20 protein-coding genes are annotated in these 20,869 nt (G+C 73.0%); 7 read left to right on the top strand and 13 right to left on the bottom strand.

Annotated features, from left to right (window positions below):
* Window positions 1-29 precede the first annotated feature (29 nt).
* The 5 genes from FHX46_RS20205 to FHX46_RS20225 form a co-directional block, all read right to left on the bottom strand.
* The gene (locus FHX46_RS20205) at window positions 30-2,858 is read right to left on the bottom strand and encodes an FAD-binding and (Fe-S)-binding domain-containing protein (protein WP_167117375.1); all 2,829 of its coding nucleotides are present in this window, start codon (window positions 2,856-2,858) and stop codon (window positions 30-32) included.
* Complete coding sequence (locus FHX46_RS20210) at window positions 2,855-3,223, bottom strand: FmdB family zinc ribbon protein (RefSeq protein WP_167117377.1); 369 nt, start codon at window positions 3,221-3,223, stop codon at window positions 2,855-2,857. The genes FHX46_RS20205 and FHX46_RS20210 overlap by 4 nt, the downstream gene beginning before the upstream one ends.
* A gap of 4 nt (window positions 3,224-3,227) precedes the next feature.
* Window positions 3,228-4,505, bottom strand: a complete 1,278-nt coding sequence (locus FHX46_RS20215) for a hydroxyacid-oxoacid transhydrogenase (protein ID WP_167117379.1) — start codon at window positions 4,503-4,505, stop codon at window positions 3,228-3,230.
* A 12-nt stretch (window positions 4,506-4,517) separates the two neighbouring features.
* Window positions 4,518-5,324 carry an N-acyl homoserine lactonase family protein gene (locus tag FHX46_RS20220; RefSeq protein WP_167117381.1) on the bottom strand — a complete coding sequence of 269 codons (807 nt, stop codon included), beginning with the start codon at window positions 5,322-5,324 and terminating at the stop codon, window positions 4,518-4,520.
* Between the two features lie 61 nt (window positions 5,325-5,385).
* Complete coding sequence (locus FHX46_RS20225) at window positions 5,386-6,099, bottom strand: GntR family transcriptional regulator (protein ID WP_167117383.1); 714 nt, start codon at window positions 6,097-6,099, stop codon at window positions 5,386-5,388.
* Window positions 6,100-6,160: 61 nt separating this feature from the next.
* Here FHX46_RS20225 and FHX46_RS20230 point away from each other — a divergent pair, with 61 nt between their 5' ends.
* The 4 genes from FHX46_RS20230 to hisS all read left to right on the top strand — a co-directional run bounded on the left by FHX46_RS20230 (window position 6,161) and on the right by hisS (window position 11,224).
* Entirely contained in the window at window positions 6,161-6,664 is a 504-nt protein-coding gene (locus FHX46_RS20230; protein ID WP_167117386.1) for a 2Fe-2S iron-sulfur cluster-binding protein, read from the top strand.
* Window positions 6,661-7,632 carry an FAD binding domain-containing protein gene (locus tag FHX46_RS20235; RefSeq protein ID WP_167117388.1) on the top strand — a complete coding sequence of 324 codons (972 nt, stop codon included), beginning with the start codon at window positions 6,661-6,663 and terminating at the stop codon, window positions 7,630-7,632. The genes FHX46_RS20230 and FHX46_RS20235 overlap by 4 nt, the downstream gene beginning before the upstream one ends.
* Window positions 7,629-9,701 (top strand): xanthine dehydrogenase family protein molybdopterin-binding subunit, encoded by a 2,073-nt coding sequence (locus tag FHX46_RS20240; RefSeq protein ID WP_167117390.1) that lies wholly within the window; start codon window positions 7,629-7,631, stop codon window positions 9,699-9,701. Before FHX46_RS20235 ends, FHX46_RS20240 begins: the two co-directional genes overlap by 4 nt.
* 236 nt (window positions 9,702-9,937) lie before the next feature.
* Window positions 9,938-11,224: a histidine--tRNA ligase gene (hisS, locus tag FHX46_RS20245; RefSeq protein WP_167117392.1), complete on the top strand. Its 1,287-nt coding sequence runs from the start codon at window positions 9,938-9,940 to the stop codon at window positions 11,222-11,224.
* A gap of 16 nt (window positions 11,225-11,240) precedes the next feature.
* Here the strand turns inward: hisS and FHX46_RS20250 are convergent, their stop codons facing one another.
* Together FHX46_RS20250 and FHX46_RS20255 are read right to left on the bottom strand one after the other, a co-directional pair.
* Window positions 11,241-11,897 (bottom strand): HAD family hydrolase, encoded by a 657-nt coding sequence (locus tag FHX46_RS20250; protein WP_167117394.1) that lies wholly within the window; start codon window positions 11,895-11,897, stop codon window positions 11,241-11,243.
* 39 nt (window positions 11,898-11,936) lie between these two features.
* Window positions 11,937-12,623 (bottom strand): hypothetical protein, encoded by a 687-nt coding sequence (locus tag FHX46_RS20255; protein WP_167117396.1) that lies wholly within the window; start codon window positions 12,621-12,623, stop codon window positions 11,937-11,939.
* Between the two features lie 132 nt (window positions 12,624-12,755).
* Here FHX46_RS20255 and FHX46_RS20260 point away from each other — a divergent pair, with 132 nt between their 5' ends.
* A complete protein-coding gene (locus FHX46_RS20260) occupies window positions 12,756-13,838 on the top strand; it encodes a sensor histidine kinase (protein WP_167117398.1) in 1,083 nt (360 codons plus the stop codon).
* Window positions 13,831-14,502, top strand: coding sequence for a response regulator transcription factor (locus FHX46_RS20265; protein WP_279589478.1), 672 nt, complete (start codon window positions 13,831-13,833; stop codon window positions 14,500-14,502). Before FHX46_RS20260 ends, FHX46_RS20265 begins: the two co-directional genes overlap by 8 nt.
* 21 nt (window positions 14,503-14,523) lie before the next feature.
* Here FHX46_RS20265 and FHX46_RS20270 read toward each other — a convergent pair whose 3' ends face one another.
* Genes FHX46_RS20270 through FHX46_RS20290 form a run of 5 tightly spaced genes read right to left on the bottom strand, consistent with a single transcriptional unit; the run spans window position 14,524 to window position 19,595 of the window.
* Window positions 14,524-15,672, bottom strand: a complete 1,149-nt coding sequence (locus tag FHX46_RS20270; protein WP_243871318.1) for an alpha/beta hydrolase family protein — start codon at window positions 15,670-15,672, stop codon at window positions 14,524-14,526.
* A 29-nt stretch (window positions 15,673-15,701) separates the two neighbouring features.
* Window positions 15,702-16,115 carry a tautomerase gene (locus FHX46_RS20275; protein ID WP_167117400.1) on the bottom strand — a complete coding sequence of 138 codons (414 nt, stop codon included), beginning with the start codon at window positions 16,113-16,115 and terminating at the stop codon, window positions 15,702-15,704.
* 39 nt (window positions 16,116-16,154) lie between these two features.
* The gene (locus tag FHX46_RS20280; protein WP_167117402.1) at window positions 16,155-17,504 is read right to left on the bottom strand and encodes an amidase; all 1,350 of its coding nucleotides are present in this window, start codon (window positions 17,502-17,504) and stop codon (window positions 16,155-16,157) included.
* Window positions 17,501-18,679, bottom strand: a complete 1,179-nt coding sequence (locus FHX46_RS20285; protein WP_167117404.1) for a hypothetical protein — start codon at window positions 18,677-18,679, stop codon at window positions 17,501-17,503. Before FHX46_RS20285 ends, FHX46_RS20280 begins: the two co-directional genes overlap by 4 nt.
* 4 nt (window positions 18,680-18,683) lie before the next feature.
* The gene (locus FHX46_RS20290) at window positions 18,684-19,595 is read right to left on the bottom strand and encodes a nitrilase family protein (RefSeq protein WP_167117406.1); all 912 of its coding nucleotides are present in this window, start codon (window positions 19,593-19,595) and stop codon (window positions 18,684-18,686) included.
* A 143-nt stretch (window positions 19,596-19,738) separates the two neighbouring features.
* Between FHX46_RS20290 and FHX46_RS20295 the strand changes: the two genes are divergently transcribed.
* Window positions 19,739-20,182: a helix-turn-helix domain-containing protein gene (locus FHX46_RS20295; protein ID WP_313886202.1), complete on the top strand. Its 444-nt coding sequence runs from the start codon at window positions 19,739-19,741 to the stop codon at window positions 20,180-20,182.
* 7 nt (window positions 20,183-20,189) lie between these two features.
* Here FHX46_RS20295 and FHX46_RS20300 read toward each other — a convergent pair whose 3' ends face one another.
* A complete protein-coding gene (locus FHX46_RS20300; RefSeq protein WP_167117409.1) occupies window positions 20,190-20,807 on the bottom strand; it encodes an SDR family NAD(P)-dependent oxidoreductase in 618 nt (205 codons plus the stop codon).
* Window positions 20,808-20,869 lie beyond the last annotated feature (62 nt).

Consider the following 20,869-nt stretch of genomic DNA (forward strand, 5'->3'; position numbering starts at 1 on the left):
CGCGAGGTCACCGCAGGCGCCGCGCCTCCTCAGGTCCGGGACCCGCCGGGCAGGCCGCGGGCGAGCACCTGCGCCAGGTGCAGCGCCTGCCGTCCGGTGAGGTCGTCGATCTGGGTGCGGCAGCTGAACCCGTCCGCGAGCACCAGGGTGTCCGGTGACGCGGCCGTCACCTCGGGCACCAGCACCCGGTTCGCCGCCGCGACCGACACCTCGTAGTGCCCCTTCTCGACCCCGAAGTTCCCGGCCAGCCCGCAACAGCCGGAGTCCAGCGTCCGGTTGGTCACGCCGACCTTCCGCAACAGCCGTTCGTCCGCCGCGTTGCCCATCACGGCGTGCTGGTGGCAGTGCTGCTGCGTGATCGCCGACGCCTCCACCTCCGGGAACGACACGTCCGGCGCGTAGCGCTCCAGGAACTCGGCCAGCGTGAACGCCTGGCCCGGCAGCCCGTGCAGCTCCGCCTCGTCGAACAGCTCGCGCGCGTCGTGCCGGAACACCGCCAGACAGCTGGGCTCCAGCCCCACGACCGGCGTGCCCGCCTCCAGGTGCGGCCGCAGCACCCGCAGCGTGCGCCGCAGTACCCGCCGCGCCACACCCAGCTGGCCGGTGGAGATCCAGGTCAGCCCGCAGCACACCGACGACGACGGCAGTACCACGTCGAACCCGGCGTGCTCCAGCACCCGCACCGCGTCGTGGCCCACCTCGGGCGACAGGAAGTTGGTGAACGTGTCCGGCCACAACACCACCTTCGGCCGGCCCCGGTCGCGGGCGGCGAACCCGCGCCGGAACGTCCGCGGCGCGAACCGCGGCAGCGACCGCTCCGGGGTGATCCCGCCGGCCTTCTTCACCACCCCGGCCAGCCGCCCGCCGAGCACCCGGTTCACCAGCCGCGGCGTGCCGGACGCCAGCCGCGCCAGCAGCGGCAGGAACCCGAGGGTGTAGTGGCTGGCCGGGCGCAGCCGCCCGGCGTAGTGCTGGTGCAGGAACTCGGCCTTGTACGAGGCCATGTCCACGTTGACCGGGCAGTCGGACAGGCACCCCTTGCACGCCAGGCACAGGTCGAGCGCCTCGAGCACCTCGGTGGACCGCCACCCGTCGGTGACCGTCTCGCCGCGCATCATCTCGAACAGCAGGTGCGAACGGCCGCGCGTCGAGTGCTCCTCGCGGCCGGTGACCATGTAGCTCGGGCACATCACGCCGGACGAGGTGTCCACGCAGGCCCCGACGCCGACGCACCGCCGGGTCGCCGTCGCGAGGCTGCCGCCGTCGTGCGGGTACTTCAGCGTGATCGGCAGCGACCGGACCGGCCCGTCGAACCGCAGGTCCGCGTCCAGGCGGCGGGGCCGCACCAGGTTCCCGGGGTTGAGCAGGTCGTCCGGGTCCCAGATCCCCTTGAACCGCTCGAACAGCGCGAGGATCTCCGGCGGGTACATCCGCGACAGCAGTTCCGCGCGTGCCTGGCCGTCGCCGTGCTCACCGGACAACGAGCCGCCGTGCGCCACCACCAGGTCCGCCGCGTCCTCCAGGAACGCCCGGAACTGCCGCCGCCCCTCGCCGGTGGTGAGGGCGAAGTCGATGCGCACGTGCACACAGCCCTCGCCGAAGTGTCCATAGGGGACGCCGCGCAGCCCGTACTTCGTCAGCAGGGCACGGAAGTCGCGCAGGTAGGCGCCCAGGTTCTCGGGCGGCACCGCGGAGTCCTCCCACCCCGGCCACGCCTCGGATCCGTCCGGCATCCGGGTCACGATCCCGGCGGCGGCCTCCCGCACCGACCACAGCAGCCGCTGGTCGGCCGGCCGGGTCTCCACCACGGTCGCCGCGCCGGTGTCGCGCGCCAGCACGGCGGCGACCTCGGCCGCCCGTTCCGCCGCCTGTTCCGGGTCCGCTCCGCCGACCTCGACGAACAACCAGCCGCGCCCCTCCGGCAGCAGGTCGACCGCCGGGTGCGGGCGCCGCACCAGCAGTGAGTCGATCAGGTCACGGCCCATACCCTCGACCGTCAGCGGCCCCAGCGGCAGCACCGACGGGACGGCGTCGGCGGCCGCGATGTCGTCGGCGTAGCCGGCGACGACCAGCGCGCGTGCCGCGGGCGCGGGCACGAGCCGCACGGTGATCTCGGTCAGCAGCACGCAGGTGCCCTCGGTACCGACCAGCGCGCGGACCAGGTTCGTCCCGTTCTCCGGCAGCAGCTGGTCCAGCGCGTACCCGGACACCCGTCGCGGCAACGGTGGGAACGCCGTGCGCAGCAGCGCCAGGTTGTCCAGCGCGAGCTGCTTCGACGCGGCGACGCGCGGATCGTCGGGCAGCGACGGCCCGACCGCGAGCCGGGTCCCGTCCGCGGTGAGCACGTCCAGCGCGACGACGTTGTCCGCGGTCCGGCCCCACGCCACCGAATGCGAGCCGCACGCGTCGTTGCCGACCATGCCCCCGATCGTGCACCGGCTGTGGGTGGACGGGTCCGGCCCGAAGGTCAGGCCGTGCGGCGCGGCCGCCGCCCGCAACGCGTCCAGCACCACACCGGGTTGCACGCGCGCGGTCCGCGCCTCCGGGTCGATCTCCAGCACCCGGTTCAGGTGCCGGCTGTAGTCGATCACCACGCCCTCGCCGAGCGCCTGCCCGCCGATGCCGGTGCCCGCACCGCGCGCGGTGACGGGGACGCCGAACTCCCGGCACAGCCGGACGGTCGCCACCAGGTCCTCCACAGTGGACGGGAACACCACGGCCACCGGCACGTGCCGGTAGTTCGACGCGTCCATGCTGTAGACGGCGCGCGCCGTGGTGCCGGATTCCACCTCACCGTCGAGCGCGGCGGCCAGCTCCGCCAGGAACTGGCCCACCCGCTCCTCTGCCACCGCGGTCATGAAGCGGGACCCCCCGGCAGCGGATCGCCGGCCCGCAGCGGCGCGGCGGCGAACCGGCCTTCGTGGGCGAGCACCGGGCGGCGGTCGCCGGCCAGCTCCGGGTACTTCTGTTCCAGCTTCTCCCGCTGGGTCATCTGCCGGTGCCAGTGCCGTACCGTCTCCCGGTCGCCGTTGCCGGTGGCGCGCCAGCTCTTCGGCGCGTCGTCCCGGCTGGGCCCGGCGGAGGCGACCCCGCCCAGCCGCACGGCGGGCGGCAGCCGGTGCGGCACCGAGCCGCACGGGCAGGACGGAGCCGGGCTGGCGGACGAGGGCACGAGCGCCTCGAACCGGTTCCCGCACTCGCACGAGTAGTCGTAGATGGGCATCGTGTCACCAGTTCTCGATCGACTGGGCGAAGATCGCCGCGAGGTCCTCGTCGCGCACCGGGCGGGGCGAGATGGTCAGCAGCCGCTCCTGCTTGAGCGTGCCCTCGACCAGGCCGGGGATGTCGCCCTCGTCGTAGCCCACCCCGCCGATCCCGTTGGGGATGCCGATGTCGCGCATCAGCGAGGAGAGCACGAACGGCAGCTGGTCCACCGGGTCGCGCTGCTCCGGCGCGCCCGGGCCGAGGATCTGCGCCGCCCGCAGGTGCTTGTCCGGGTTGGTCGGGAAGGTGAACCGGAAGGCGGCGGGCGCGGTCAGCGACACCGACTCGCCGTGCGGGACCATGGCCTCGTCCTGCGGGTAGTTCTTCGGCCGGTACTCCTTCACGCGGCCGGCGATCGGGTACGCGCAGGCGTGCGGGATGTGCACGCCGGCGTTGCCGAACCCCATCCCGGCGAACGTCGCGGCCAGCATCATGTCCGTGCGCGCGGCGAGGTCGCCCCCGTTGAGCACCGCCTTGCGGAACGACCGCGCCAGCAGCGTCAGCGCCTGTTCGGTCCAGGCGTCGGAGATCGGGTTGGCCCCGCAGTAGGCGACCCGGGTCTCCGCGCGGTGCCGCGGGAAGGAGTCGAACGGCTTGGCCGTGTAGGACTCCAGCGCGTGGCACAGCACGTCCATTCCGCTCGCCGCGGTCACCTCCGGCGGCATGCTCAGCGTCAGCAGCGGGTCGACCACCGCCATCGACGGCCGCAGCCGGGGATGGCTGATGCCGGACTTCACCTTCAGGTCGAGGAAGTCCATGATGCACACCGGCGTGGTCTCCGAGCCGGTGCCGGCCGTGGTGGGCACCGCGACCAGCGGCTTGAGCGGCCCGGCCGGCGCCTTGCCCTGGCCGATCGGCTTGTTGACGTAGGCGTAGAGGTCCGCGGGGTAGGTGGTCATCAGGTTGATGGCCTTGGCGGTGTCGATCGACGAGCCGCCACCGACGGCGATGAAACCGTCCCATTCGGACTGACTGGCGAAGTCGACCGCGGCCTGGATGCTCACGTCCGTCGGTTCGACGTGCACCTGGTCGTAGGTTTCCACGGTCAGCCCGCCGGCCTTCGCGGCGGCGGCCACCCGTTCCGGCACCCCGGTCGCGGCGACGCCCGGGTCGGTGACGATGAGGACCCGCTCGGCGCCCATCTGGGCCAGGTCCCAGCCGATCTCGTCGACGGCGCCCGCGCCGAACTTCAGCGGGGTGGCACCCCAGGTGAACACGGTCTCGGTGAGGTATTCGGTCATGGCAGTTCCCTTTCAGGCGAAGTACCCGTCGGGTGCGAACGGGAGGGCAGCGGCCTGTCCGGGGTCGTGCCCGAAGATCACCTCGGCGTTGGTCTCCTCGGCGATGCGGCGCAGCTTTTCCACCGACTCCAGCCAGCGCACGCTGTCCCACACGATCGCGGCGCCGATGGCCGGCGGGCCCCAGCTCTCGCCGAGGTAGACGGCGTCGGAGGTGAAGATCTTGGTGCCGGTCTCCGGCAGGTCCACCCGCAGGGACATCGTCCCCCAGGTGTGGCCCGGTGTCGCGATGACGCTGACGCCCGGCGCGATCTCGGCGTCACCGGAGACGAGTTCGTAGTCGATGCCCTCGTAGTCGGCCTTGAGGTGGGCGCCCTTGAACGGGCCGTCGATGCCGAGTGCGCCCTCGTGCTCCTCGGAGTTGACGACGATGCGGGTCTTGCCGCCGGCGAAGAGCTTGGCGTTCGCGGCGTGGTCGAAGTGCAGGTGGGACAGCACCAGCACGTCGATGTCGTCCGGTGTCAGCTCCAGTGCCGCCAGCGAGTCCTCCAGGTAGGTGGTGCCCTCCTGGACCGGGAAGTACTCCTGCAGGCCGGTCGGCGCCCAGCGGGTCTCCCAGTCGCGCGGCACGCCGGTGTCCCACAGGATGCGCCCGTCCGGGTGCTCGATGAGCACCGCGTGGGTCGGGCAGGTCGTCCACACCGCTTCCTTGCGGGTGTTCGTCCGGTCGGTGATCGTCGTGCCCGGCTTGAGCAGCAGCCAGGTCTGGTCGCATTCCATCGTCCCGGTCCGGAGCAGGTGGACCTTGCTCGGTGCCGTCATCGGTGCCTCCTTGCGCCTCGAACGAACCAGCCGGGGCACACAGTGGCATGTAGCATGCTACTCAGTCAATGGCGGGGTACCCGGTCCACTCCATCGAGACCGGCGGCACCGGGTCACCGCTCGCCGCGGCCTCCTGCCCGATCAGCAGGCGGGCCGTGTTGAGCAGGTGCGCACGCATGCACTCGGCCGCTTCCCCGGCCTTGCCGGACTCGATGAGCGCGAAGATCGCCTCGTGCTCGGCGAGGATGTCGGCCAGGCTGCGTGAGGTGTCCACGGTCGAGGTGCCGCGCAACAGCACCATGTCGCGCAGCGAGTCGACGTACCGCGCCAGCCGGACGTTGCCGGAGGCGGAGTTGATCAGCTCGTGGAAGCGCCGGTCGGCGACCATGAACCTCGCCTCGTCGTGCACCTGCGCCGCCGCCCGCATCGCCTTGAGCTCGGCGCCCAGCTCCTTCACCCACGCCGGCGTGCGCTGCGTGACCGCGCGGTAGGTCGCCGGCACCTCCAGCAGCAGCCGGATCGCGAAGACCTCCTCCAGGTCGTGCAGGGACGTCTGGAGGATCCGCACGCCGCGGTTGCGCTCGAAGCGCACCATGCCGCGCTCGGCCAGCTGGATCAGCGCTTCGCGCACCGGCGTCCGCGACACGCCGAGGCGCTCGGCGAGGTCGTGCACCGAATACAGCCGTCCCGCGACGAGCTCCCCGTTCACGATGGCGGTCCGGAGCTCGTCGACGATCTTGCCGGCGAGGTTGGCGTCGTTCCCGATCTGCCGCATCGCAGAAGTTTCCCACGGCGGCGGCGGTTTCACGCCCCAGGCGCCGGGTACGCCCCGGGTCATGGACGCGGAGATCACCTTGCGGGTCGACGGCACCGCCCACCGCCTGACGGTCGACTGCCGCACCACGCTGCTGGACGCGCTCCGCGAACGGCTCGGCGTCACCAGCGCGAAGAAGGGCTGCGACCACGGCCAGTGCGGTGCCTGCACGGTGCTGGCCGACGGCCGCCGGGTGCTGTCCTGCCTGACCCTCGCCGTCGCGCGGAACGGGTCCGAGGTGACCACCGCCGCCGGGCTCGCCCCGGACGGTGAGCTGCACCCCGTGCAGCGCGCGTTCCTCGAGCACGACGGGTTCCAGTGCGGGTACTGCACGCCCGGCCAGATCTGCTCCGCCGTGGGCATGCTGGACGAGGCGGGCCGGGGCTGGCCGAGCCAGGTGAGCCCGGATCTGACCGCGCACCCCGCGCTGACCCGGGCGGAGATCGCCGAGCGGATGAGCGGCAACCTGTGCCGCTGCGCCGCCTACGCCGGCATCGTCGACGCGATCGAGGAGGCGGCCGGGTGAAGCCGTTCAGCTACGACGCACCCGCCGACGTGGCGACTGCCGTCCGCACCGTCGCCGCCGACCCGTCCGCCGCGTTCCTGGCCGGTGGCACGAACCTGCTGGACCACCTCAAGCTCGGCATCGCCCGCCCGGCTCGCCTGGTCGACGTCACGAACCTGACGTCCACCGAGATCACCGAGCGTGACGGCGGGCTGTCGATCGGTGCGGGCGTGCCCAACAGCGACCTGGCGGCCGATCCGCGCGTGCGGTCGCGGTACCCGGCGCTGGCCGAGGCGCTGCTGGCCGGTGCGTCCGGGCCGTTGCGGAACATGGCGACCACCGGCGGGAACCCGTTGCAGCGCACGCGGTGCGTGTACTTCCAGGACGTCACGACACCGTGCAACAAGCGGACACCCGGCTCCGGGTGCTCGGCGATCGGCGGCTACACCCGCTACCACGCGATCCTCGGCGCGTCCGAGCACTGCGTGGCGACGCACCCGTCCGACCTGGCGGTCGCGCTGGCCGCGCTGGACGCCTCGGTGCGGGTGCTCGGGCCGCAGGGCGAGCGCACGATCCCGTTCACCGAGCTGCACCGGCTGCCCGGTGACACCCCGCAGCGGGACACCGTGCTGGAGCACGGCGAGCTGATCACCGCGATCGACCTGCCCGAACCGCCCGCCGGGCGGCAGCGGTACCGCAAGGTCCGCGACCGGGCGTCCTACGCGTTCGCGCTGGTGTCGGTTGCCGCGCTGCTCGACGTCGCGAACGGGACCGTCCGCGACGCGCGGATCGCGTTCGGCGGGGTCGCGCACAAGCCGTGGCGCGCGTGGCAGGCCGAGGACGTGCTGCGCGGCGCACCCGCGACCGACGCGACGTTCCGCGCCGCCGCCGGGGCGGAGCTGGCGCAGGCACGGCCGTTGCCGGGCAACGAGTTCAAGGTCCCCCTGCTGACCCGCACCCTGGTGTCCGTGCTGCGGGAGCTGTCGTGACCGCGATCGGGAAACCACTGGTGCGGCGCGACGGCACGCGCAAGGTCACCGGCGCCGCCACCTACGCCTACGAGACACCGGTCGGCGCACCGCTGTTCTGCCACCCCGTGCAGGCCACCGTGGCCCGCGGCCGGATCACCGCGATCCACACCGCCGACGCCGAGGTGCTCGACGGCGTGCTGGACGTCATCACCTTCCGCACGGCCGAACGGCTGGCCTCCACCGAGGACCGCGAGCTGGCGGTGCTGCAGGACCGCGAGGTGGCCTTCCGCGGACAGGTGGTCGGCCTGGTGATCGCCCGGACCTCGGAAATCGCCCGGCACGGCGCGGAACTGGTGTTCGCGACCTACGCCGAGTCCGCGCACGACACCGAGCTCTCCGCCGATCGCGACGACCTGTACGCACCGGAGAAGGTGAACCCGGCGTTCCCCACCGACACCGGGACCGGGGACGTCGACGCCGCGATGGCATCCGCGGAGGTTGCGGTCGAGCGGACCTACCGCACCGCGATGTACCACAACAACCCCCTGGAACCGCACGCGACGACCGCGTTGTGGGACAACGACTCCCTGACGTTGTGGGACTCCACGCAGGGCGTGCACCCGTCCCGCAAGACCATCGCGAAGGTGTTCGGCCTGCCCGCGGAGCGGGTGCGGGTGGTGTGCCCGTACGTGGGCGGCGGGTTCGGGTCGAAGGGCCTGCCGCACGTCAACGTCGTGCTGGCCGCGATGGCCGCGCGGGCGCACCCGGGCCGTCCGGTGAAGCTCGCGCTCACCCGGCAGCAGATGTTCGCCCTCGCCGGGTACCGGACACCGACGATCCAGCGGATGCGGCTGGGCGCGACCCGCGACGGCAGCCTGACCGCGCTCGCACTGGACGTGGTGGAGCAGACGTCGCGGATCAAGGAGTTCGCCGAGCAGACGGCAGTACCGGCCCGCATGATGTACGCCGCGCCGAACCGCCGCACCACGCACCGGCTGGCCGCGCTGGACGTGCCGGTGCCGTCGTGGATGCGCGCCCCCGGCGAGTGCCCGGGCATGTTCGGGCCGGAGGTCGCGATGGACGAACTGGCGTACGAGCTGGGCCTCGACCCGATCGAGCTGCGTGTGCGCAACGAGCCCGGGGTGGACCCGGAGTCCGGGCGGCCGTTCTCCAGCCGTCACCTCGTCGAGTGCCTGCGGGAGGGCGCGCGGCGGTTCGGCTGGGACGGGCGCGATCCGCGCCCCGGGGTGCGGCGGGAGGACGGCTGGCTGACCGGCACCGGGGTGGCGGCGTCGGTGTACCCGTCGTCGTCACGGGCCGGGACGACCGCACTGGTGCGCTTCTCCGGCGGCCGGTACGCCGTGGAGATCGGCGCGGCGGACCTGGGCACCGGGGCGTGGACGGTGCTGCCGCAGATCGCCGCGGACGCCCTGGACGTGCCGGTCGAGGAGGTCGACGTGGCACTGGGCGACACCGCGTACCCGGTGGCGGCGGTGGCCGGCGGCTCGATGGGCACGGCGACCTGGGGTTCGGCGATCGTGGAGGCGGCGCGCGCGTTCCGGGACAAGTTCGGCCGCGACCCGGACGACGGTGACGAGGCCGACGCGACGACGGGCGACAACCCGGCGCGCGAGAAGTACGCGATGTACGCGTTCGGCGCGCAGTTCGCCGAGGCGCGGGTGCACGCCGACACCGGCGAGATCCGGGTGCCGCGGCTGCTCGGTGTGTTCGCCGCCGGGCGGATCGTCAACCCGCGGACCGCCCGGTCGCAGTTCCTCGGCGGGATGACGATGGGCCTGTCGATGGCGCTGCACGAGGACAGCGTGCTGGACCCGCGGTTCGGGCACGTGGTGAACCACGACCTCGCCGAGTACCACATCGCGGTGAACGCGGACGCGCCGGACGTGCAGGCGCACTGGCTGGACGAGGAGGACCCGCACGTCAACGCCCTGGGCGTCAAGGGAATCGGCGAGATCGGGATCGTCGGCACAGCGGCCGCGGTGGCCAACGCGGTGTTCCACGCGACCGGCGCGCGCATCCGCGACCTGCCGATCACGCTGGACAAGGTGCTGCCCGCGCTGCCGTGACCGCGCCGGCCGCGCCGGTGATCTTTTTCCCGCATCGGTGGTTTACCCGCGCGACGCCCGGGGTAGACAGCGCCGCGGGAGTCGCAATCCGGTGTCGCGCAGGGGTGCCGCTGGGTGCAGCAGGAGGTCCCGGTCCCTCTCGGCGGGCCGGGGCCTCCGGCTGTCCAGGGGTCCCGCTCACCGTCGGCGGCGCGGGCGGGACAATGGCGGGGTACCCGAGCGCAAAGGACCGTTTCATGGCGAAGGCCGCCGAGCCACCTTCCGGGACCCGCGACTTCCTGGCCGACGACGTGCGCCGCCGGAAGGCCGCGTTCGACACCGTCAGCGCCGTCTTCGAGCGCTACGGCTTCGACCCCCTGGAGACCCCGGCGTTCGAACGCCTCGAGGTGTTCGCCGGCAAGCTCGGTGAGGACGCGTCGGCCCTGATCTTCAAGATCCTCAAGCGCGGGGTGCACGAGGCCACCGGCGAGGCCGACCTGGCGCTGCGCTACGACCACACCGTGCCGCTCGCGCGGGTGATGGGCACCTACGGCAGCAAGCTTCCCTCGCCGTACAAGCGGTACGCGATCGGCCCGGTGTGGCGCGCCGACCGGCCCGCGCAGGGCCGGTTCCGCGAGTTCGTGCAGTGCGACCTGGACACGGTCGGCTCCGCGTCGCCACTGGCCGACGCCGAGACGCTGTGGGCGATCAACGACGCGCTCACCGAGCTGGGTGTCGGGGACTTCCGGTTCCTGGTCAACAGCCGGCAGGCCCTGCACGGCCTGCTGGAGGCGTACGGCATTCCCGAGGACTCGGGCGCGAAGGTGCTGGGCAGCCTGGACAAGCTGGACAAGGCCACCCCGGACGCGGTGATCGCCGAGCTGGCGGACCGCGGCGTGCCCGCGGCGACGGCGGAGAGCCTGGTCGGCGACGTGGTGGCCACCGACACCGACCGCATCCGCAAGCAGCTGGACACCACCGAGCGCGGCCGTGCCGGCCTCGCCGAGGTGGACAGGCTGGTGGAGCTGACCGCCGGGCTGCCGTCCGGGCGGGTCGTGTTCACCCCGCGGATGGTGCGCGGCCTGGACTACTACACCGGCCCGATCTTCGAGGTCACCGCGGCCGGCTACCCGGGTTCGATCTCCTCCGGCGGCCGCTACGACGGGCTGGTGGCGAAGCTGGGCGGACCGGACATGCCGGCGTGCGGCGGGTCGATCGGCCTGGAGCGCATCCTGGCGGGTCAAGCGGCCGGCGCCGAACAGGCCGGTGGGCTGGACGTGGCGCTGACGGTGCTCGGTGCGGAGGACGAGGTGCTGCGGCTGGCGGGACGGTTGCGGGCCGAGGGCCTGCGCACCGGCGTCTACCTGGGCACCTCCGGCAAGCTGGCGCGCCAGCTGAAGTGGGCGAACGACCAGCACGCCCGCACGGTGCTGATCTACGGCCCGGCCGAGCAGGAGGCCGGCGAGGTCACGGTGCGGGACATGGCCTCCGGCGAGCAGACCCGGGTGCCGGTCGACCAGGTGCCCGCCCACCTGCGCCGGTAACCCCCGGTCACCGCGCTTAGGTCTCGCCGAACGGCAGCTCGTCCAGGTTCGCGCGGAGTTCGTGCAGGTCGGCGAAGGTGCGGGTGGCGCCGTTGTCCGTCAGCTCGGCGGCGCCGAACCCGCCGGTCAGCAGCCCGACCGAGGGCAGCCCGATGCGGCCCGCGGCGACGCAGTCCCACACCGAGTCGCCGATGACCACCGCCTGTTCGCCGCGCACCTTCTTCAGCGCGACCTCCAGCAGGTCCGGTTCCGGCTTGGTGGCCTCGACGTCCTTCGAGCTGGTCCAGTCCCCCGCCAGCTCGCGGCCGTCGATGAGGTCGAGGTAGTGGTCGACGTGGTCGGGTTTGCCGGAGCTGGCCAGCACCACCCGGTACCCGGCGTCGCGGGCCGCCCGCAGCAGCTCGTGCGCGCCGTCGAGGGCGCACACCTCGGGCAGCATGCCGTCGGCCAGTTCCTTCCACTTGGCGCGGATGTCGTCGCCGCTGGAGTCCTCGACCTCCTGGCCGGCGACCTCGGGCACGAGCTGGTCGCCGCCCATCCCGATGGCGCGGTGGATCCGCCACACCGGCACGGTGACGCCGTAGCTGCGGAACGCGCGGAACCAGGCGAGCGCGTGGTGGTAGTTCGTGTCCACCAGCGTGCCGTCCACATCGAGCACGAGAACCTTGGCCATGCCGGACGGGGTGCCCACGCCGCTCGCCCGGGAAACCGGTCAGCCGAGCGTGCTCACATAGCCGAGCAGCCCCACCGCGGGCACGGCCGCCAGCACGAGCCGGAGGTCCGGTCGCGGCGCCGACCGCAGCAGCCGCACCCCGGAGGGCACCAGTGCCACGCACAACCCGGTGACGGCCACGATCGACAGGACGGTCGTCCCCTTCAGCACCCCGAGCGGCAGCGCCGAGGTCGCCGCCAGCCCCAGCGCCCGCACGGGGTGCAGCACGCCGGCGCGCCAGGCACCGAAGGCGAGCACCGGCCACCCGAGCAGGATGGTGAAGGACAGGAAGCTGAACAGGTGCAGGTCGCCGTAGGCGTCGGCGACGAACCCGGTGGCGAACCCGGCTCCGCGGTGCCGGGCGAGGGCGAGGGCGGCCTGGTCGAACCCGGCGTGGAAGGTCCGCTCGAACAAGCCGGCGACGACCAGGACCGCGCCGCCCACGGCCCATCCCGGCCGCGTCCGGCGGACCTGCCCGGCGACCGCGAGCACCGCCGGGCACAACAGGACGGTGCCGGCGGACACCAAGGTGTAGGCCGCGGTCAGCAGCCCGGGGTGGTCGACGGCCGCGGCGAGCTGGTGCGGGAAGAAGAAGGGGAACGGCACGCGCAGCAGGAGGCCGGCGAGCAGCAGCAGCGGCGCGGCGATCATCGTCGTGCCGCCGATCCAACGGGTTTCTCGAGTCATGGGAAGAACCTCCCAGCGCGGCCGCCGCGGCGAATCGGACCGCAGCCGACACTGCGCGCACCCGGCATCAGACCTGGGTATGACCGCCGTGGTCGGACGCGGTGCCGCGGGGATGCCGGATATCGTGCGGTGATGAGCGAGTGGCGTGCCCGTGCGGCCGACGTGCTGCTGCCCGGGCTGCTGGTCGTCGCCGATGTCGCGGTGGCCGGCAACCTGTTGCACGAGGACCCCGGGTGGCGGTTGCCGGTGTCGCTGGCCGTCACGCTGGTGATCGGGCTGCTGGTCCTGGCCCGGCGGCGGTGGCCAGTTCCGGCGCTGGCGTGCGTGCTGGCCGTGTCACTGGCCGCGGCGTTCCTCGGCGTCCTGTGGGACCCGTTCGCCGGCGCCGCGCTGGTGCTGTACCTGGTCGCGCTCACGCGGGAACGCTCCGCCGCGCACCTCGCCGCGGCGGCTGCCGTGGCCGCCCTCGGCGGACTCGCTGCCTGGTGGTTCGCCCTCGGGGTGCCGCTGCTGGCCGCGGCGTGGGCGGCCGGGCGCGCCCTTCGCGCGCACCGGGCGCAGGCCGAGCAGCTGGACCGGCAACGGCAGCACCAGATCCGCACGGACGAGCGGCTGCGCATCGCACGGGAACTGCACGACGTCGTCACGCACGGGATGGGGTTGATCGCCGTGAAGGCGGGAGTGGCCAACCACGTGGCCGCGTCCCGGCCGGAGGAGGCGCGCGACGCGCTCCGGGTGATCGAGGAGACCAGTCGCGAGGCGCTCGGCGACATGCGGCGGCTGCTCACCGCGTTGCGCGACGACGCGGAGGCCCCGGCCGGGCTCTCCGATCTGCCGGGGCTGGTGACGCGGGCGGCCGCGGCGGGTGTCACCGTGGAGCTGGCGGTGGCGGCCGGGGACCTGCCGCGGCCGGTCGGTCTCGCGGTCTACCGCATCGTGCAGGAAGCGGTCACGAACGTGATCAAACACGCCGCTCCCGCGCGGTGCCGGGTCGTGGTGCGCGACGAGGCGGGCACGATCCGGGTCGAGGTGACCGACGACGGCCGCCGCTCGGGCCGTGCGGACAGTCCGGTCCAGCCCGGGCACGGGATCGTCGGCATGACCGAGCGGGCCGCCCTGTACGACGGCGAGCTGACCGCGGAACGGTTGCCGGAGGGCGGTTTCCGGGTTCGCGCGCTGCTGCGGTACGCACCGGCGGAGGTTCCCCTTGGCTGAGCCGCTGCGCCTGGTGATCGCCGACGACCAGGCCCTGCTGCGGGGCAGTTTCCGGATGCTGGTGGACAACGAAGCGGACATGACGGTGGTCGGCGAGGCCGCGACCGGGGCGGAAGCGGTCGAAGTGGTCCAGGCCACCCGCCCCGACGTCGTGCTGATGGACGTGCGGATGCCCACGATGGACGGCATCGAGGCGACCCGGCTGATCACCGAGCGGGCACCCTCGTCGCGCGTGCTGATCCTCACGATGTTCGACCTGGACTCGCACGTGTTCGGCGCGCTCCGCGCCGGCGCGGCGGGTTTCCTGCTCAAGGACACCCGCCCGGCCGACCTGTGCACGGCCATCCGGGTGGTCGCGAACGGGGAGGCGCTGCTGGCCCCGGCCGTCACGCGCCGGCTGATCGCCGAGTTCGCCCGGACGGCCGAGCCCCGGCCGCCGCTCGGCCGGGAACTGGACGTCCTCACACCACGCGAGGCCGAGGTGCTGACGCTCATTGCGCACGGCCTGTCGAACACCGAACTGGCCGGCCGCCTGCACCTGTCCCCGGCGACGGTGAAGACCTACATCGGGCGGCTGCTCACCAAGCTGGGGGCCCGCGACCGGGCCCAGCTGGTGATCATCGCCTACGAGTCCGGTCTGGTCACCGCATCCCGCGGAAGGTGAACCCCGGTGTGGCGCGGTGCCTCAGTGGACGAACACCATCTGCGGGTACCGGGGCGACGGGCCGTCGAGCAGGTGGTCGTCCCGGCCGCGCAGCCAGCGGTCGAAGAACGACGCGATGTACGCCCGTTGTGTGCGCACCGCGGTTGCCGGCTCGATCGTGCCCAGCGGCACGCCCAGCTGGGGCAGCAGTGTGGCCGCGTCGGTGAAGGTGGCGTGCTCGGAGCCGGCCAGCCTCAGCTGCCGCGCCCAGCCCCGGGTCGCGGTGAGGAAGGCGTCCCAGCCGGGGCCGGTGTCGGTCTCCCCGTCCTCGCCGACCAGCAGGAACGGCCGGTCCAGACCGTGGGCCGCGGGTGGCGTCAGGCTGCCGTCGAACCAGGTCAGGTTCCCGTCCAGGTTGATCCCGGCGACCACGCGCGGGTCGGCGGCCATCGTCATCGCCGCCGCTGTACCGCCCAGGGAGTGGCCGATCATCCCGACCCGCCGCACGTCCAGCCGGGACGCGAGCGCGTCCAGCACGAACCGCGTGTCCGCCACCCGCACGTCGAGTGCCTTGCGCAGGAACGGATCCGGGTCACCCGGGCCGACCATGGTCCGGACCGAGCCGTCCGGGAACTGCACCTCCGGCGCCTCCCAGGTGTGGTCGATGCTCACCACGACGTACCCGCGGCTCGCCAGGTCCTCGGTCGTCGCGGTCCCCCACGTGCGGGGCTCGCCCAGACCGGGCGAGTACACGATCACCGGCCACCGCCCCGGCATCGGCACCGCGTCGCGACGGGACCGCGTTGTCACGCCCGCCCAGTCCGTGCCCCCCGGCACGCCGAGCCCGAGTAACCCGTTGGCGGTGACCGCGTCGAAGTGCGCCGCCGCGCCGGGCAGCATGTACGGCGCGGGCGCTCCGGGGCCGGGCAGTGCCGGGTAGTGCACACTCACCATCAGCTCCCGCACGCCGCCCCGCCACGGGTCCGGCCGGGACGGGTCGACCAGGTGCAGCTCGGTCTCCCCGACCCGGTGCGGACCCGTGAGCGCGGGCAGCGCGAGCCCCGGTACGGCCGGAGCCGGTGCGGCCGAAGCCGGGACGGCCGTCGCGGCGAGCAGGCCGGCCGTGAGGGCGAGCAGGAACGATCTCCGCATCATGGTGATCAGGCTGCCCCAGCCTGCCTGCCGCGACATCCGGGAACATCCCGGACGCGACCCCGGAATCAGGCCCGGTGCGCGGTGGCGCCGCGTTCGTCCCCGGTCCAGTCGGTGTTGAAGCCGGCCAGGTGCGGGTGGTACATCTCGTCGCCGGAGTGCTGGGTGAATTCCACCTTCACCCACAACGCGTCCAGGCCGAACATCTCCACGCAGGCGTCGATCAGCGCCTGGGCGAGACGAGCCCGGGTTTGCACGGGACGGCCACTGCGGATGTCGCACATGATGAGCGCCGACGGGGTCGGGGGGCCGTCGTCGTGGCACCGCCACACGCCGCCGTCACCGAGGTCGTGCACGGACACGGTGAGGAGGTCCTTGCCGACTTGCATGATCTCCCCGTAGATTTCGCCGAAGCGTTGCGCGAGCGCTTGCTTGGCGGCGACCGGGGTGCTCAGGGGCAGATCGATCTGGATTGATGGCACGGGTTGTCCCTTTCTGCGTGGATGGGTGCGGCGGTCGCGTCAACGGCCGTCCCGCGCGGCCGCCTCCACCGCCTGCGCGGCAGCGAAGAGGAGGTGCTCGTGGCCCGGGGCGGCGACGAGCTGCACGGCGGCCGGGAGTCCGTCGTGCCACCCCGCCGGAACGCTGATCGCCGGCGTGCCGGTCAGGTTCCACGGGCTGGTCAGGGACAGCAGGGCCGAGCGGACTTCGAGTTCGGTTCCGTCGACGGGCACGCTGCGGGCTCCGATCGGGGGCGCCACGAACGGGACGGTGGGGAGCGCGAGGAGGTCGTGGGTCGCCAGCAGCTCCTGCACGAGGCTGCCCAGTTCCCGGCGTGCCGCGTCCGCGCGTTCGTAGTCCGCGGCCGAGACGTGCCTGCCCCGGTCGAGCCGCGCGAAGACCTCGGCGTCGATCCGGTCGCGATCGGAGTCCAGGTGGTGCTGGTGCACCTCGAAGGCTTCGCGGCTCTGGAGCGTGGTGAACACGTCGAACAGGTCGTCGGCGCGGTCCCAGCCGGGGAAGCCGGGGACCTTCTCGCAGGCCAGTCCGGCACGCGTCACCAGCTCGTGGGTCAGTTCCTCGATGCGCGGGTCGCACCGGGCGATGTCACCGGCCCGGATCCAGCCGACCGTGATCGACCGCGCGTCGCCGGGCAGGGGCCGCACGGGCTGGTCGGTGAGGGCCTGGTAGCCGAGCAGGGCGTCGCCGACGGACCCGGTGAACAGGCCGACGTGATCGAGGCTGGGTGCCAGCGGGTGCACGCCCGTGCTGGGAATGGCGTCGTAGGCCGGCTTGAACCCGACGGTCCCGCACAGCGCGGCCGGCACCCGCACCGAGCCAGCGGTGTCGGTGCCCAGCGACAGGGGAACCATGCCCGCGGCCACGGCCACCGCACTGCCTCCGCTGCTGCCACCCGACATCCGGCCCGGATCGCGGGGGTTGCGCGCGGGGCCGTGCACGGAGCGGTCGCCGGTCGCGCCGTAGGCGAACTCGTGCAGGGTGGTCTTCCCGACGATGACCGCACCCCGCTCCCGCAGCCGGGTCACGACCGCCGCGTCACGGGCCGCCGGAGCGCCGGACGACGTCGCCGAACCGCAGGTGGTGGGCAGCCCGGCCATGTCGATGAGGTCCTTGACGGCGACCGGGATCCCGTGCAGCGGGCCGCGATCGAGACCCGACGCCAGTTCCTGATCGGCCCGCCGCGCGGCCTCCGCGGCCCCGGCCTCGTCGACCAGGACGAACGCGTTGAGGGCTGCGTTGCGGTCCCGCACCGCCCGCACCGCGTCGGCGGCCAGCTGGGCGGCGGAGATCTCCCGGCGCCGCAGCGCCCGCCCGAGCTCGGTGATGGAGGTTCCCGGCGTCTGTGTCATGCGGACATCCCTGGTACGAGGTTGAGGAGCGGCACGATCGCCGCGGTGGAGAAGCTCATCGAGGCCACGTTCCCGATGAACGGGTGGAAGCTGCCCGGCAAGCGGCGCGAGATCGCCGCCGCGAGCGGGGGCCCGACGAGCGCCCCCGCGAGGGCGCCCGCGATGACGGACCCGACGGTGCCGCCCAAGGCCAGCACGGTCGCCGGCGCCACGGACACCACGGGCACGAAGGTCGGGTAGAAACCCAGCGCCCGCCACTGCTTCCGCCACATCAGGACACCGGCGAGCGCGGTGAGGGCCTGGCTCGCCAGCACGGCCAGGAACAGACCGGTGCCGTAGGCGAGCGCCGACGGGCTGACCAGGTAGGCGAGGACGGCCGCGGCCAGCATGGCGCCGCTGGCCCACTCGTTGCCGAAGAACTGCGCCTCGCTGAAGTCGGCGAGCGCCCGGCGCAGAACCCACCACGGTGACGTCGCCGGCGTGGGCGGGGCTGCCGCCGGCACGGACCGCCACTCGCCGGGCGGCGGCATCCAGGGCAGGAACCGGCACGCCCCGAACGCCACGAGGGCCCCGATCCACATCCCCGCCGTGGCCCCGACGACCGGCGGCAGGTGCGCCGGCCCGCAGACGTACTCGACCACGAGGATCGACGCCGGCGGGGTCACCAGCGCCCCGGACACGGCGGCCGTCACGCAGACCCGGAGCGCGGGCCCGTAGAGGACGACCATGGCCGGCGCGGTGGCGACCAGCGGCACGAACAGCGGCTGCCACAGTCCCGGTCGCAGCGTCCACCCCCAAGCCAGGATCCCCAGGGCCAGGCTGACCACCGCGGTGCCGACCACCGGGGGCCAGATCCCGGTGCCGCAGGCCTGCACGAAACCAGCCCACCGCCGCGAGGCCCGCTGCGCGAGGTGCGCGACCAGACCGCCGAGGAACAACCCGAGGCCGGCGGCGGCCACGGCGTAGAACTGTGGTTCGCTCATCGCGGTGACCAGCCAGGAGGCCAGACCCCGGAGGTCGGTGTAGTCGCCGGCCCAGTCCTGGCCGTCGGAGCGACTGGTCGTGGCGGCCACCACGACCACGAAGACCACGAAAATGGCACAACCGGCCGCAGCGGTGACGCGCGCGGCGATGCGCGAGACGGGAACGCCCCCGTTGGCGTTCGAGGCCGTCATGTCGTCACCGGGGCAGCGGCGCGCTGCCGCGGTAGCCGAGCATCTGGTCGTAGAGATCGGTGCGGCGATCGCGGGGCAGGTCGTTCAGCTGGTTCCAGATCGGGGCGGTGCGGGCGGCTGTGAGGTCGACGTCGGCGTAGATGATGGTGTCCTCGTCCGGTCCGGCGATGCGGTCGATGGGCCAGCCGTTCGTGCCCGCGATGAGCGAGTTGCCCATGAATCCGGCGCCGCGTTCCTGGCCGATGCGGTCGGCGGTGGCGATGAAGACGTTGTTCGCGTGCGCGGCCGTCATGGTGAGGTAGGCGGCCATGCACACGCCGCTCGCGTCGTACAGCGGCGGTGGCGTCCAGACCCAGCCGGTGGGGATGCAGATGATGTCGGCGCCCATCTGCGACACGATCCGGGCCGTCTCCGGGAACCAGATGTCCCAGCACACCAGCAGCCCGATCCGGCCGATGCGGGTATCGAACACCTGGAAGCCTTCGTTGCCGGGGGTGAACCACAGCTTCTCGGTGTTCCACAGGTGGGTCTTGCGGTAGCGCCCGAGGTACCCGTCGGGGCCGACCAGGACCGCGGTGTCGAACAGCTGCTGACCGTCCTGCTCGACCACGCACCCCACGATGTACACGTCCCGCTCGGCCGCGATGCGGGCGAACGACTGCACGCTCGGACCGTCCGGGACCGCCTCGGCGTGCGCGAAGGCCTCCTCGCGGGTCTCGAAGACGTAACCGGTGGTGGCCAGCTCGGGCAGGACGATGAGGTCGGCGCCGCCGTCCGCGGCGGCGATCAGCCGATCCTCGACCGCCGCCGCGTTGGCCTTCAGGTTCTCCACGCCCACGCGGGGCTCGAACTGTGCGACCGCGACCCGGACCGGGCTGACCCGGGTGTCCTGGCCGGCCTGCGTCTGTTCCGTCATGGCGTCTCCTCGGCTGCCCAAAGTGGTTTCACTTTGAAACCATGAGTGGCAACCCTAGAGCACCGTGGTTTAAACTTGCAACCAGTTCGGGGCAGTTTTCCGGCGCACGACGAACAAGGGGGACACCGATGGGAGCGCGGGGCGTGAGCCACCGGCAGGCGGAATGCCCGGTCGCCAGGACCGTGGACGTGATCGGCGACCGGTGGTCGCTGCTCATCATCCGCGACGCCTTCGACGGCATCCGCCGGTTCAGCGAGCTGCAGCGGAACCTCGGGCTCGCCAAGAACATCCTCGCGACCCGCCTGCGCGAACTCGTGGCCCAGGGCATCCTGGAGATCGTCCCGGCGGCCGACGGGTCCGCCTACCACGAGTACGCGCTGACCGACCGGGGCCGCGAGCTGTTCGCCGTCATCGTGGCCCTCCGCAAGTGGGGCGAGGCGCACCTGTTCGACGAGGACGAGCCGCACTCGGCGCTGCTGGACGTCGAGACCGGGCGTCCCGTTGAACTCCAGGTCACGAACGCGGCCGGTCAGCCCATCAGCGCCGGCGACACGTTCGTGCGCAAGGTGGCCGCAGCCCCGGCCTGAGCCGGCGCTACCGTCCGGTGTGGACGATCTCGGCCGACCAGGGGCGCTCCTGCGCGTGCAGGGTCCAGTAGTGCTCGGCGATGTCGTCGGGATCGAAGGGGGTGCCGGGCGCGACCGGGCCGTCCACCGTCACCGACGCGACGTGCACCCCGGAGGGACCGTACTGCGCGTCCAGGAGCGACACGAGCGTGCGCACGCCGGCCTTGCCCAGCGAGAGGCTGACGTAGCGCGGGTCCGGCTCCGGCATGCCACCGGTGATCAGGATCGTGCCGCTCCCCCGCTCCGCCATGGCCGGAGCGACGTGCGCCGCCGCGGTCAGCGCGCCCACCACGTTCACCGCCCACGCGTCCAGGTGCCCCCGGGCGGACAGGTCACCCGGCCCGTCCGGCTGGATGATCGCCGCGTTGTACACCAGCACGTCGGGCGTGCCGAGCTCGCCGGCCGCGACGTCCAGCGCACCCCGCAGCGCGTCCTCGTCCGTCGCGTCGGCGACCAGCGCACGGGCGCCCGGCACGGCCCGCTCCGATCGCGCGATGGTCACCACCGGCAGCCCTTCCCGCACGAATCGCCGTGCCACAGCCTGTCCGATGCCCGGTCCCGCTCCGATGATCACTGCTCCACTCATGCCACCGACGGTAGAACCCTGACACGGTGACAAGGTCAAGACCGCGGCTGGGCCGGCCGGCC

It is taken from the genome of Amycolatopsis viridis, from assembly GCF_011758765.1.
Classification (GTDB): domain Bacteria; phylum Actinomycetota; class Actinomycetes; order Mycobacteriales; family Pseudonocardiaceae; genus Amycolatopsis_E; species Amycolatopsis_E viridis.